General features: G+C 28.1%; 11 protein-coding genes and 2 tRNA genes. 5 read left to right on the top strand and 8 right to left on the bottom strand.

Annotated elements, in window-relative coordinates; translation table 4 throughout:
- Positions 1–50: 50 nt before the first annotated feature.
- From EXC46_RS03005 to EXC46_RS03040, 8 genes are all read right to left on the bottom strand, one after another.
- Complete coding sequence (locus EXC46_RS03005; protein WP_027333474.1) at positions 51–371, bottom strand: hypothetical protein; 321 nt, start codon at positions 369–371, stop codon at positions 51–53.
- Between the two features lie 3 nt (positions 372–374).
- Entirely contained in the window at positions 375–686 is a 312-nt protein-coding gene (locus EXC46_RS03010) for an MMB_0454 family protein (protein ID WP_044888856.1), read from the bottom strand.
- Position 687: 1 nt separating this feature from the next.
- Positions 688–1,251 carry an elongation factor P gene (efp, locus tag EXC46_RS03015; protein WP_027333476.1) on the bottom strand — a complete coding sequence of 188 codons (564 nt, stop codon included), beginning with the start codon at positions 1,249–1,251 and terminating at the stop codon, positions 688–690.
- A 132-nt stretch (positions 1,252–1,383) separates the two neighbouring features.
- Positions 1,384–2,889 (bottom strand): 2,3-bisphosphoglycerate-independent phosphoglycerate mutase, encoded by a 1,506-nt coding sequence (gpmI, locus tag EXC46_RS03020; RefSeq protein WP_027333477.1) that lies wholly within the window; start codon positions 2,887–2,889, stop codon positions 1,384–1,386.
- Positions 2,890–2,959: 70 nt separating this feature from the next.
- Positions 2,960–4,303, bottom strand: coding sequence for a hypothetical protein (locus EXC46_RS03025; RefSeq protein WP_027333478.1), 1,344 nt, complete (start codon positions 4,301–4,303; stop codon positions 2,960–2,962).
- Positions 4,304–4,347: 44 nt separating this feature from the next.
- The gene (locus EXC46_RS03030; RefSeq protein WP_027333479.1) at positions 4,348–4,788 is read right to left on the bottom strand and encodes a hypothetical protein; all 441 of its coding nucleotides are present in this window, start codon (positions 4,786–4,788) and stop codon (positions 4,348–4,350) included.
- A gap of 101 nt (positions 4,789–4,889) precedes the next feature.
- Positions 4,890–6,620 carry a hypothetical protein gene (locus EXC46_RS03035; protein WP_027333480.1) on the bottom strand — a complete coding sequence of 577 codons (1,731 nt, stop codon included), beginning with the start codon at positions 6,618–6,620 and terminating at the stop codon, positions 4,890–4,892.
- A 98-nt stretch (positions 6,621–6,718) separates the two neighbouring features.
- Positions 6,719–8,047, bottom strand: a complete 1,329-nt coding sequence (locus EXC46_RS03040; RefSeq protein ID WP_027333481.1) for a hypothetical protein — start codon at positions 8,045–8,047, stop codon at positions 6,719–6,721.
- A gap of 268 nt (positions 8,048–8,315) precedes the next feature.
- Here EXC46_RS03040 and EXC46_RS03045 point away from each other — a divergent pair.
- From EXC46_RS03045 to EXC46_RS03065, 5 genes are all read left to right on the top strand, one after another.
- Positions 8,316–8,390 (top strand) — tRNA-Cys (locus EXC46_RS03045).
- A gap of 17 nt (positions 8,391–8,407) precedes the next feature.
- Positions 8,408–8,484, top strand: a tRNA-Arg gene (locus tag EXC46_RS03050).
- 113 nt (positions 8,485–8,597) lie between these two features.
- Complete coding sequence (locus EXC46_RS03055; protein ID WP_044888857.1) at positions 8,598–9,404, top strand: DUF5378 family protein; 807 nt, start codon at positions 8,598–8,600, stop codon at positions 9,402–9,404.
- Positions 9,405–9,493: 89 nt separating this feature from the next.
- Positions 9,494–12,469, top strand: a complete 2,976-nt coding sequence (gene dnaE / locus EXC46_RS03060) for a DNA polymerase III subunit alpha (protein WP_027333483.1) — start codon at positions 9,494–9,496, stop codon at positions 12,467–12,469.
- Positions 12,456–13,343 (top strand): 5'-3' exonuclease, encoded by an 888-nt coding sequence (locus EXC46_RS03065; protein ID WP_027333484.1) that lies wholly within the window; start codon positions 12,456–12,458, stop codon positions 13,341–13,343. Before dnaE ends, EXC46_RS03065 begins: the two co-directional genes overlap by 14 nt.
- The last annotated feature ends 78 nt before the right edge of the window (positions 13,344–13,421 follow it).

Raw genomic sequence — 13,421 nt, forward strand, 5'->3', positions numbered from 1 at the left:
ATCAAAAATTTGCGCTTTTGCTTTAATTTTGTTTCAAATTATTTTCATATTTATTTAAATAAAAACAAAAAAACTAACATTAAAATTAAAACAAGAAAAAGTAAAACAATAAAATAAGGCAAATATGCTCTTATTTTGATTTCGTTTTGAAATTTATTGAATAATTTTCTGTTAGCAACAAGATTTTCGTTTTTAATTTGTCCTGTTTCAAGTTCTCTAGCTAGTTTTTTATATTTTTCCACAATTTTTTCTTTAGTAGATTTTTTCATTAGCGCAAATCTACTTTGTTCCACCTTTTGTAAATTCCTTCTAACGTCTTTTAAAAAAATTTGACGGTAAATTGCGTAATCTACAAAAATTTCTTTTTTCATAAACTAATAAAGTCCTGAAAAAATAACTTGGACATTAAGTGGTTTGGTGTCAATTAAAGCAATTAAAGCATTTTCGACATTAGAAACTAATTTTTTAATAATTTCTGCTGCACTTTTTTTAGTATTTTTTTTGACTTTAATTTGTAATACAATTTCTAAATTAGAATGGTCTTGATTGAATAATAAATTTAGTTTTTTATCAACTAATTTAACTTCTTTTTCTTCGTTTAAAATTAAGTTCAAAGCACTAGTTATTGCTTCTTCTTGGACGATATAAACTTGATTTGAACCATAAGGCACATTAATTCAATTCATTTTATTTATTTGATTTTCCTGCGTATTTTCCAGATTCTGTCGAAACTAAAATAACATCACCTTCTTTAATAAACATTGGTGTTTCTAGTTCATAACCAGTTTCAACAATTACTTTTTTCTGTGGGTTATTAGCAGTATTTCCTTTAACAGCATCTGGCGCTTCTGTAACAGTTAGTTCAACATTAGCTGGCAATTCAACATCAAGAACTTCACCTTCAAATGATCTGATTTGAACTTCGTTTCCTTCTTTTAAGAAGTTTAATTCTCATTCAACTGTAGTAGCTGGAATTTCTACTTGTTCATATGTTTCTTTATCCATTAAAATAATGTTTTCTCCATCATTGTAAAGATAATCCATTTTTCTTTTATCGATGTGAGCAGGTTTTACTTTATCACCACCTGTATAAGATTTAATAGTTGTAGAACCAGTTCTTAAATTTTTTACTTTAGCTTTAACGTTGGCTTGTCCACGCCCTTGTTTTGAGTGTTGCGCTTCTAAAACTACATAAATTTCACCTTCGTCTTGGAAAGTGATTCCAGGTTTAAATTCATTAACATTAATCATATTGTTCTCCTTTGTTACCCTTGTATCAATTTGTCTTAATATTTTTATTATTATACCTAATTTTTAAGGTATCTTTTTGCTAAAAGAAACAAAAAAAGAGCCTTGCCCGACTCTTTATTGCTTAAAGTTGAATTATTTTACTAATAATGATTCTTCATCCATTTCTTTTGGTTTAGCAATTCCGATGTAATCTAAAATTGTTGGAGCAATATTTGCTAATTTACCATCTTTTAATTTAACTGATTTATCAGAACAAATTAACATAACTGGACTGCTTGTGTGTTTTGTGGCTGGTTTACCATTTGCATCTTCTGTAATTTCAGCATTACCATGATCAGCAGTGATAAACACAGTTACATCATTAGCTTCTGCTCAATCAATGATTCTTTTAATTTGTGTATCTAGGAAAGTTACAGCTTCAATTGTTGATTTTAAGTTACCTGTGTGTCCAACCATATCAGGGTTAGCAAAGTTCATGATTGTAACATCATAATTTAATGCATTAGCTAAAAGTTCATCAACAATACCTTCAGCAGACATGTGTGGAGCATCAGCATATGATTCGACTTTTAACGAAGGTACCATAATTCTTTTTGAATTCTTGAATTCAATATCGTTTCCACCGTCCATGAAATATGTTACGTGTGCATATTTTTGAGTTTCAGCGACTCTTAATTGACTTTTGCCTGCAAGTTCAAGAACTCTACCAATTGGCATTGAAACTTCCATTTCGTCAAAAGCAACAACAGTTTCGATTCCTTCATATTTCATCATTGAAACAAATTTGTTAATTTTAACTGGGTGTACAGGTTTTTCTTCATATAAAGGTGAACCAATAAATAAGTGAGTTAATTGTCTTGCACGATCTGGTCTAAAGTTGAAGAAAATAACACTATCTCCATCTTTAGCAAAAGCGTCAGCAGATAAATTTTGATTGATAGCAGGAACAAAGAATTCATCTGTAATACCTTGTGAGTATTCGTAATCAACATACTCAACACCTGAATTAAATTTAACATCAGAATGTCCTAAAATAGCTTCATATGCTTTTTCTACTCTATCAAACATTTTGTCACGATCCATTGCATAGAATCTTCCTGAAATTGAAGCAATATTGTAATTGTATTTAGCACAAATTGCTTCTAATTTTTCCATTGAACTTCTAATTGATTGTGGTGCTACATCTCTTCCGTCTCCAAAAGCATGTACAGAAACTTTTTTAACTCCATTTTCGTGTGCTGCTTCTAATAATTGGAATAAGTGCTCTTCTAATGAGTGAACTCCACCGGGTGATAAAAGACCCATAATATGTAAAGTTGCATCATTTTTTTTCACATCTTCAAAAACTTCTAAAAATGCATAGTTTTTTTTGTATGTTCCATCATTTAAAGCTTTTTTAATTAATGATAAACCTGTATAAACAACAGTTCCTGCACCAATATTAAGGTGCCCAACTTCTGAATTACCCATTTGTCCAGCTGGTAAACCTACAAATTCTCCCGAAGCTTGAATTAAGCTGTTTGGATACTCTTTAAATAATTTATCAAATGTTGGTGTATTAGCTAGAGCAAAACCATTTCCTTGTTTTTCTTCTCTAAGACCTAATCCATCAATAACTACTAAAATAGTTTTTTTCATATCTTCTCCATTTAAAAATTGTTATAAATAATATTTAATCTAAAATAAGTATTTATATTTTAATACATTATTAATATTTCAACCAAATATTTTGATCTAAATATCTTTTTTTAGCAAATTTAAGCGCTGGCAGTAATGCTCAAGTTAAGAAAACATAAACTGGTAATGCTAAAAATGATTTAAGCGCAATTAACATCATTAATCCAAAGTATCAATCTAGGTCAGTTGCATAAGATTTTGATCTTATCCGGCCAATATATTCAGAGTAAGAAATTCAAGCATATGGACCTCATATTCATCTCGAAATAACAACAATTGAAAAGACTAAAGAAAAAATGAAAATAAAGGTACTAATTTTAGTTTTCTTCTCTTTTTGTAAAGAATTATTGCTTGGCAAAGAAAAATAATAGAATGATAAAAATAAAATCACAAAACCAACACAAAGAAAGACAATAAAGAGAATGTGTCCAACAATATTTGGTAATCTTTTAAAACCGAAAAATTCTGAAATAGCAAAACTCGAAGCTTTTGAACCAGAAATTTTCTTGTAAAAAAGAAATTCAAGCAATAAAAGAATCGTAAATAAAGTTATATTAGACATAATAACCATAATATTTTTATTTCTTTTATATAGCTCAAATGCTGCAGAACTAAAAATAACAATAAAAATAGGAACCACAGCATAAGCTCAATATCAAAAGGCTATTTTACCAAAAATAATAAGCGAAAGAGCATCAGAAACAAATGCTAAAATAGCTCCTTTTAAATATCTGAATAAAAAAGCATAAACAATAGCAAAAATATACTCAAAATTAATTGTTAAAAACTTAAAAATTGTATATTTTGTTAAAAGAGTAATAATGGTAAAAAGTGCAAGGAGCATACCACTTAAAGCGATATCCATAATACTTACTTTGATATATCTATTGTAAAGATAGTCTAATCTTGGACTAGAGATAATTTTAAAATGCTCCTCAAAATTATAAAGCTCAATTTTAAAAGTTTCTTCTTCTGTGTGAACAACTAGCGAATTATAAAGATATTTATTTTTAAAAACAAAAGACAAAATACTACTAAAAAAGACAAAAAAAGGTATTTTCTTTTCTTTTCAAGACATTTTCTTGTTTTTAAAATTCTTTTGAAAATATAAAAAATCATAAATTTGAATCGTTAAATATAAAGAAAAAAAAGCAATTGCAGCAGCAAAAAACAAAATAGCTAAAGTATTATAAGTTTTATAATATTTTGATAAATCTTTTGCTGATAGACTAGTTTTTGATAAAACAATTCAAATTGCCGATCCTAAAAAACCAATAAAAAATACCAAAAAAACCAAAGATAATAAAAATCTTTTGATTGATTGGTATTTAAAATATTTTAATAAATAAGGACTTTCACTAACTTTTAATTGCATAATATAATTATAGTATGCTAATCTAAAAATTAGAAAGTTTTGTTTTAAAAAACACTTGCATAATCTCTTTGTTCCTGCATTTGTGGCATTTCATCAATTGAAATAAGTCTAATTTTCTGTAAATTAGCAATATTACTTTGGATATATTCTAAAATTTCTAACTCATTAAATTGTGATATGCTACCTAATTTATTTGGTTCAAATTCACTCACGAATTTTTCAAAGCTACTGTATTTCATTTTAAAAATAAAACTTAAATTCACAAAATAATCCAGGTCAGAATCTTGTGTAAACAACTGAACTTTCTGAAAATTATCAGCTGTTTCTTCTCCTTTTCTAATCACTTCAAGAAATAAAACTTCATCATCCATAATTAAAAACGGTAGACATAAATTAGATTTTGCAAATTTGGTTTTTTTAAGATCTTCACATAATTTCTTTGATAAGAAATGTATTTTAAATAGTTTGTTTTCCATATTTTTCATTTTTTCTCTCCATATAGTAGATAACTTTTAAAAGAGAAAGAACGAAAAAAGAACTAAAAAAGTAAAAAACCACAACATAAGTTGTGGTAATTTAAGTTTTACTATTTAACTGTTAAGTTAATTGTTAATTGGTATTTTTTGTTTTCACCGTTTTCTTTATAAATGTTTGTAACTCTGTTTCCTTCTATTTTAACTACATAGAACTCAACAACAATTGTGTATTTTTTGTCTTCTGTTTTAGTAATAGAAACAATATCTAATGGTATTTTTTTATCAGGATATTCAAGTTCACTTTTTGCATATGAAGGTCCTACAAGTCTTAAGTTAGCGTTATTTCCTTCTAATGAAGTTTTGTTATACATATTTGGTGCTAAATTTACACCAGTGGCCGAAGCGTCATTAGCTTTAAGTATTCTTAAATACATTTGTTTACTTTTTGTTGTTATAGAGAAAAATACAGTATTTGTTAAAGTTGAATGATCATTAAATTCTGTATTTAAAGTTTCTGTTAGACTGTTTTTATCTGTAGCTGTCAAGGTAATAGAATCTCCATCTACAAGACCTTCTAAACTAAAGTTTTCGAAAGTGGTTCCTGCAAACGCAGCATTTAATTCTGCATCTGTAGGTTTTGGTTGTGTTTCATCATTATTTGTATCAGCTGGAGCATCTGTGTTTTCAGTTACAGGATTGTTAGTTTCTGTATTGTTTGCTTCGGCACCCTCGCTTACTGGAGCTGGATTAGTTGTTTCATCTTCTGTTGTCGGAGCATTAGAAGGATTTTCTGTTCCTTCATTTGTTGTTGCTGGTGTAGGTGTATCTGTTGAAGCGTCCGAAGAATCTCCTTCACTAGTTGTGCCACTAGTAGATGGTTCAGTTGGTTGTGGTTGTGCAGATGGATTATTTTCTGTTGAGCCACTTGCTGGTGTATCTTTTGATGATGTTGTAGTTTCTTCAGCAGCAGATTTTGGTTGTGGTTTTTCTAAATTAAGAACAACTGTGAAGGCACTTCCGTTGTTTGATAAAACAGAATAATCATTGATTGATTTTCTGTAAGCTAATTTATATGAAAGCGTAACTGTACGAGTTTCAATATCATAACTTACTTCTAAATTACTTAATGGGTTACCTTTTGAATGATGTCCATCAGTTTCTGTAGCACTAACTAATGTATACTCTGGTGCAAGTGCTAATTTTGATGAAAACACTTCACGTGTAATGGTTTTATTATCAACTGAACTTCTGTATTCGAATCTAATTTTTTGCTCACCAAAAAGATATGTAGCTGTTAATGAGTTGTGAAGGTTAGCTGCATACTTGTTGTATCCTTCGAAGAATACATATAATTCATCATTATTTGCAGAATTTACAAAAGTATTAGGATTTGTTAAATAAGCTTCTTGATCTTCTAATAATGATTTGTATTTAAAATCAACAGGTGCAGTATTTTTTTCGGCTTTAGAACTGTCTTTTACAACAGAATCAATAAGCGCATCAATAGCTGCAGAGTTTGTTTTTTCTTTTTCTGTTCTAGCAATTGCTACTCTTTCTTCAATTTGTTTTTGAAGTTCAACAAGATTTTCTTTTGCTTTTTTGTAATCAGCATTTGTTAAATCTTTGTTAGCTGAAACTTTTTCTGCTTTTTGAATAGCTAATTCAAATTCTACTCTTGATGCAGAGTCTCAAACATTGTATGCAAGTTTAGTTTTTGCAATATTAATTTGAGTTTCTAATTTCAATTTCTCTTCGCTTTTGCTTTCTTTAACACAAGAAACAACAAGAAACGGAACTGGTGCAGCACCTAAAGTTAATAAAAATAATTTTTTTAATTTCATTTTTCATGACCCCTTTTTAAAATTTAATAGTTTTAAAGCTAAATTTATCTATAAAAAGATAAAAGTTTGATTATTTAAAATAACCAAACTTTTAAATTTTATTCAGCCATTTCTTTAGATAAATCTATTTTAAAGTAGCTTGTTTTACCTAATGAGTTTCTATATTGTTGTCCATCTTTTGATAAAGCAAAATTAAGTATTAAAGCATTTGAAGATGAATCAAATTGGTTACCAGCTAAACTAATTGAATATCCTTCTGGTAAAAGATTGATTGGTAATGAAGTAATTGTTGTTTTACCATATTTAACTGAAATTGTTTTTGCTTTAGGATCATATTTGTATGTAACTTTTGGTTTGCTTTTTGGATTTGTCTTTTTAGCTTCAGCAATTGCTTTGTAGAAACCTGCTAAATCTTCTTTGAATTTATCATTAAAGATAGCTGATTTATAAACTAATGAATAAAGCTCGTCAACTTCATTTAAAGTATTTAAAAGTTCTTCATTAACTACGAAACCTTTTAATGAAAATGCATAAGCAAATGAGTTATCTACAGGAAGAACTGTATAGTCGTCAGTAGCTTTTCTGAAAGCAAGTTTAAAACGAACTAAAAGAGCTCCGTTTTCAATTCCTTCTGATAAATCAAATTCAACTTTTAAATCAGAATTTGGATTACCTTGATCATGGTATCCATTAGTTTCATCAGGATTTACTAATTGAACTTTTTCATGTTCTTTTGCTTTTGTGTTAAGTCCACTATTTTTTAGTTGATCTTTAATTGATAATGAAGCAACACTTTCAACAACTTTTCCATTTTCTCCACTTTCTCTAACTTGTAAAACAACTTTAGCGTCTTTGTAATTAAAGTAAGCTGATAATTTGTGGTTTGCTTCTTTTCCGTATTTGAAGAAGTTAGTTAACATTTTGTACAATCTAAGTTTAAGTGTACCTTGCTCATCTCCAAATAGATCAAATCCAGAAGAGATTAAAGATCTATAAGATGCAATTAATTGATCTAAATATTTTAATGGAGCTGTTGGTTGAACGATTACGTTAGCATTCATTTCAGCAACTTTAGCATTAAGATCACTTTCAAAAGCTTGTTTTTTGCTTGATTTAATAGCTTCTTCTTCTGCAAGTAATGTTTTTGTGTAATATTCGATTAACTTAGATGCAGCACTTGCATAATCAGCATTAGTTGAATCTGGGTTGTTTAAAACTTCTTGTGCGTTATTAATTTGTAATTGTAAGTTTTCGTGAACTTTGTTGTCTAATAACTTACTTCCTAATTTTAAGTATGCACGAGAAATTGAATTAGAAAGTTCTTGTTTTTCAGCTGATTCTTGAGCTTTTGTGTTTTTGCAAGAAATTGCAACAATTGGTAAAATTGAACTTGTTAAACTTAAAATAATTCATTTCTTAAATTTCATATTTCAAAATCCTTAATATTTTTATATATTGAGTATGCACCCTTAATAAAATAATCGCCCTAAATATTATTTAATTAATATTTATATACATACATATTTATTATAAAAGAATGTTTGAAATATCATTCAAAAAAACATGATTTAAATTCGTAGTGAAAAAGTGTTTTTTTTAAGAGTTTTTAATTTCAAGAAAAGAGTGAAGTGTTTGAAAAATTTAAAATTCTTTTTTATTTTTTCAAAAATATTTGTATAATAATAAAGCACTTATGGCACCATAGCCAAACGGCCAAGGCATGGGTCTGCAAAACCTTGATTACGGGTTCGAATCCCGTTGGTGCCTCCATAAAATTATCGAAAAATGCGCCCGTAGCTCAACTGGACAGAGTGTTAGGTTACGGCCCTAAAGGTTGCGGGTTCGACTCCTGCCGGGCGCGCCATATAATTGTAAAATTACCAAAGCTAGGTTGTTACCTAGCTTTTTTTGTTATAATCATTAAATATGAAATACGGAATAATATTGTTGTTTATTACTTTTTTTACAGCCGCTACCATGTTGATAATCAATAAAAAATTTAAGAAATATCTCGATAAATATTGAGTAAGAGTAACAGCAGGTCTTGTTTTTTTAACTTACATTGTTTTATTTAGATTTGTTGGTAATTGATCAGAAATTGCAAATATAACTGCTCACAAAATGCCAGGATGGTGACACGAAACTTTTCATGATTATCGCTCTTATGTTCTTTCAAGGTCATTATTTTTAGATTTATGTCCTTTCTTTACATTCGCACTTCTTTTAACTATGATTTTTGATCGTTCAAAATACTCAAGTTTTATCGTGAGTCCATTTTGTCTTTTTGCTTCAGCGATTGTTATTCCTTTTGTTCCTGCTACAGAGAAAAATTTTGTTTTTTCACTCAAATACTTGCTAATAGCTACAAAAGAGTTCAGACTTTATTTCTTCATGCACTGATTTATGTTTAATTTCGGATGTTTAGCTTTTGTAAATTATTCATTAGAAAACGTAAGTTACAAGCGAATCTTTAGAGATATTCAAATAACATTGCTTGTTTTTGCTTCATATATCATAATTATTTCTTACATTTTTAACATTGATAAAAATACAACAGGGCTTTCACGTAAGGACTGAGAAAAAGGCGGATCGTTTTACGCAATAAGCAAAGGTTTAAGAGTACCACATCCATATCAAGCAGTTTTATTTTATATCTTTAGTATTGCTTGAATAAATTTTATACCCCTTGTAAAATATGACTTGCAAAATGAAATTATTATTGGAAAATTCATCCAAAAAATTAAATCAAAAATGCAACAGTGAAAAAGATCGCTTGCTAAATAGCTTTCGATTTTTTTAATCTACGATTAAAACCTAACATAAAGTCATTTTATTTTATGTTGCATTAAAAATTAATCATTTAAAATTGAAATATGAGAAAAAAAATTTACCTTCACACAAATACTGAATTTTCTTTTTTATATTCAACAATTAGAGTTAAAGAATTATTTAATTTAGCGATTGAAAATAAACTAGAATATTTACCTTTGACTGATGTTAATAACCTTTCTGCGTTGCCATATTACTATGAATTGCAATCAAAATATGGAATTAAAGCAATTGTCGGTATTGAAACTAAAGTTTATTTGAATGACAAAGATTATTTCAAAGTTATCTTAATTGCTAAAAATAATAAAGGTTTAGAAGTAATTAACAACATTATTTTAGATGCTTCAAAAAATAAATATTTATCCAATCTAATTGAGCTTGAAAATGAGAACATATTCATAATTGATCACCTTGAAAAAGGGTTGGTAGCCAAAAATATAAAGCAATTCCAGCTTCCTACTAACTTTTATTTTAATAACAAAAAATTAGTCCATCCTCAAACTGTTTTTGCACCAACTAAAAGAATCTTAAAATTTGAAGATAACGAGATTCTCAACGTTTTAGAAGAAATAGGTGGAAAAACAAAAAAATCAATTTACACTTTTTATGATTATTTAGATGAAGACGAATTCAAAGATCTTGAAGAACCTGTATATCAAAATATGCTAAACATGGTTGATTCAATTGAAATTAAAGAACCAGATTCGACAATTAAACTTCCTAAATTTAGTGAAAATAGTGCTGAACTTTTTCAAAAGTTAATCCAAGGCAAAAGATATAAAAAATTAATCACAGAGTATGATATTCAAATGGTTCAAAGTCGAATTTTATATGAATATGAAACTATTGCGAAATTAGGATTTATTGATTATTTTTTAATCATTTGAGATGCATTAAAATGAGCTAGAGAAAACAAAATTGCGATTGGGCCAGGTAGAGGAAGTGCTTCTGGTTCATTAATATCATATCTTTTAGAAATTACTGATATTAATCCGCTTGAATTTAATCTTCTTTTTGAAAGATTTTTAAATGTGGATAGAGTAAGCTTACCGGATATTGATATTGATATTCAAGATACTAAAAGGGATTTATTATTAAATTATTTACAAGAAAAATACGGCGAAAATAAATTTGCATTAATCACAACGTTTCAAACTTTAGCTTCGAAAAATTCAATTCGTGATGTTGCTCGTGTTTTGAAAATTCCAATTGCTGACGTGAATAAAATTTCTGCTTCTTTAACTAAATTTGATGAAAACTTAACTGTTGCTTATCAAAAAAATAAAAAATATCGTGCTCTAGTCGATAAATTTCCAAATCTACATGATTTTGCTTCAAGAATTGAAGGATTACCAAGACAAACTGGACTTCATGCAGCTGGTGTTGTTATAGCTAACGAAGAACTCACAAAAGAATTTCCTGTTTCTTGAAATGCTAACAAAATTCAGCAAATTCAATTTAATATGAATTTTTTAGAAAAGTACGGTTTAATTAAAATTGATTTTTTAGGACTTAAAAACTTAACAATTATTCAAGAAATTGAGGATAAAATACCAGAAAAAGATCATTTTGATGTTAGAATCGAAAACAATTACTCTAAATTTATTGATAATGAAACATTTAAGTTACTTAACAAATTACTTACAAACGGGATTTTCCAACTCGAGAGCGAAGGGATGAAAAACGCGATTCAATCAGTTCGTGTTGATACTTTTGATGATTTATACGCGATTTTATCTCTCTTTAGACCTGGGCCAGCGCAATATATACCAAATTATGCTGCAAACAAAAGAAATCCAAAATTAATTGAAAAAATACATCCACTTTATGATGAGATTGTTGCTCCAACTTTTGGAATAATTGTTTATCAAGAACAAATCATGGAAATTGCACAAAAAGTGACTAAAATGTCTTTTGCTCAAGCGGATTTATTAAGACGCGCTATCTCGAAAAAAGATGAAGAAAAACTACATAGTTACAAAAAAACGTTTTTTGAACAAGGTATCAAAAATAATATTGAAGCTCAAACTTTAGAAAGAATTTATCAAAATATTGAAAAATTTGCAGACTATGGATTTAATAAATCTCATGCAGTTGCATATGCTCTAATTTCATACAAAATGGCATATTATAAAGCACGTTTTCCAAAAGAATTTTATGCAGTTCTTCTTACAAACAATTCTGGTGATTTGACTATGATTAAAAAATATGTATTAGATGCCAAAGAGCAAAAAATTCAGGTCAATTCTCCTCTTATAAACATTTCAAGAAATGAAGTTGTAATATATCAAAATCAGCTTTATTTACCTTTAAATATGATTAAAGGTGTTGGTCTTGCTGCAGTATCTAAAATCATACAAGAATTAGATGACAATGGACCATTTAAAGGCTTTATAGATGCTATTTTAAGACTCAGAAACATTGGAGTTGGAGAATCAATTATTAATATTTTAATCAAAGCAAATGTTTTAAGATCTTATGGTAATGTGGAAACATTAATAAGTTTTGTCCAAGAATGTTTTCAAATTTTTAATTTGTTTGCTTTAACAAGCAAAAAACAAAAAATTGAAACTGAACAGGCAAAATATTTAGCACTTACTGAATTTATTAAAGATAATGGTTATGATAAAGTTGAAATTCCTACAAAAGAAAGAAATATCGAATTAGAAATTGAATATGAAAGTGAACTGCTTGGTGACATTTATAACGTAATTCCAACGGTAGCACAAAATCAAAGTAATGTGATTCGCAAAAAAATCAATCAAATCGATCTAGAAAGATCTTGAGTTGTTGTTTTTATCACTAGTTTTAAACTAGTAAAAGGAGCAAAAAGAACTCATGCAGCAATAGGACTTCGAGATGAAACAGGTTCAATTATGGCCTATGGTTTTAATGAAAATATTTTTAATTTGGAAGAAAACTTTAAACCTAGAAATATACTTGTTAATATTTCTCAAAATGAAAAAAAATACTATCGTGTATTTGATTGAAAGGAAATTACAAATAATGAAGAAAACTAGTTTAGTTATTGATGGCAATTATCTCATGTTTCAAAGCTTTTACGCTACATACCGAGGAGATTTAGAAACAATTTTAAGATCAAGCAAAGGCGTACCTACTAATGCAATTTCAATATTTATGAGTCAGTTAATTAAATTAATCTATTTTATTGACCCTGATTGCTTATTTATAGCTTTTGATGCAAAAGAAAAAACTTCACGTCACCTTGAATATAGCGAATATAAGAGCGGAAGAACTAAAGCACCTAATGAGCTTTTTATTCAGTTCGATCTTATTAAGGAGCTTTTAACAAAGCTCAATATTACTTGAATGGAAAAATCAGGTTACGAAGCAGACGATTTAATCGCAACATATACTAAAGTAATACCTGGCGAAAAGTATATTTTTTCTCGTGATAAGGATTTGTTACAACTAGTTAATGAAGAAGTTTCAATTGTTGAAAAAACATCTTATGGTTATGAAATTTTGGATAATGATAACTTTTATGATAAATATAGTTTTTATCCAAATCAAGTTGTAAGTTACAAAGGTCTTAAAGGCGATCCATCTGATAATCTTCCAGGAATTAAAGGAATTGGAGATGTAACCGCAATCAAGCTTTTAAAATCATTTGGTACATTCGAAAATATCTATGCCAATTTAGATTCTAAAGAAATCACAGCAAGTGTTAGAAAAAAACTAATTGAAGGTCAAAAAGATGGCTATATGTGTTATAAACTAGCTCAATTGGTTTATGATGTTCCTGATTTTCCTACCAAGGAAATAGACTTTCTAATTAATGTTGATTACAGTAATGCTAAAGATTTAATTGACGAATTAGAACTTAAAAAATTATGAAGCTATTTAAAAGAGCTTCATAATCACCTATTTTAAAAAAGTTTAATAACAAGCCAAATACAAAGTTTTATGAATATGATTTCTTAAAATTTGATATTTTGTAAAATATTCGAG

The organism is Mycoplasmopsis glycophila, from assembly GCF_900660605.1.
Taxonomy (GTDB): Bacteria; Bacillota_I; Bacilli_A; order Mycoplasmatales; family Metamycoplasmataceae; genus Mycoplasmopsis; species Mycoplasmopsis glycophila.